The organism is Streptomyces gardneri, from assembly GCF_006539185.1.
GTDB classification, from domain to species: Bacteria; Actinomycetota; Actinomycetes; order Streptomycetales; family Streptomycetaceae; genus Streptomyces; species Streptomyces gardneri.
In genome coordinates this window covers 1-919 of the sequence record NZ_BJMN01000141.1, presented here as the reverse complement: position 1 = coordinate 919, position 919 = coordinate 1, and the positions used below count along the sequence as shown (strand labels likewise).

1 protein-coding gene is annotated in these 919 nt (G+C 73.4%); it reads right to left on the bottom strand.

Annotated features, from left to right (window positions below; translation table 11 throughout):
• The coding region (locus SGA01_RS40770) for an SPFH domain-containing protein (RefSeq protein WP_255325388.1) at positions 1 to 919 on the bottom strand (919 nt) is incomplete at both ends.

Genomic DNA, 919 nt, shown 5'->3' with positions numbered 1-919 from the left:
GCCGCGGCCTCGGCCTCGCCCTCGATGCGTACGGCGTCGGCGAGGGCCGCGCGATGGGCCTTCTCGCCCTCACCGGTGAGCCGGGAGCGCTGGGCGTCGGCCTCGGCCTGCTTGACCAGGGCGATGCGGCGCGCCTCGGCCTCCTGCTCGGCCTGGTAGCGGGCGGCGTCGGCGGGCTTGCGGACCTGGGTGTCGAGCTGGCGGTCGGTGAGCGCGGCCTGGCGTGCGGCGACCTTCTCCTGCTCGGTCAGGATGTCCTGCTGGCGGGCGGCGTCGGCGAGCGGGCCGGCCGCGTTCGCCTGGGCGGCGGCCTCGTCGGTCTGGGCCTTGATCTCGGCCTGCTTCAGGTAGAGGGTCCGCTGGGCGATCGCGATCTCCTCCTCCGCCTTCAGCCGGGCCTGCTCGGCGGCGCGGCGGGCGACGGCCTCGGCGATGTCCGCCTCCTGCTTGGCGCGTGCGGCCTCGGGGCGCCCGAGGTCCTCCAGGTAGGAGCCCTCGGTGGTGATGTCCTGGATCTGGAAGGCGTCGAGGACCAGGCCCTGCCCGGACAGGCTGGCCTCGGCCTCCTCGGCGACCTGCCCGGCGAAGGCGGCGCGGTCCCGGATGATGTCCTCGACCGACATGCGGCCGACGATGGACCGCAGCGCGCCGGACAGCACCTCCTGGGTGAAGCCGACAATGCCGTCCTGCTGCATGAGGAACCGCTGCGCGGCCGCCCGGATCGAGTCCTCGGTGCCGCCGACCTTGACGATCGCGACGCCCTCCAGATTGGCCTTCACGCCGCGCAGGGTGACCGCGCCGCGTACCGCGACCGGGATGTGCCGGCTCGACAGGTCGAGGGTGAACTTCTGCTGCACGAACGGCACGACGAACACCCCGCCGCCGACCACGACCTTCTGGCCGCTGTTGTCGGTGAACA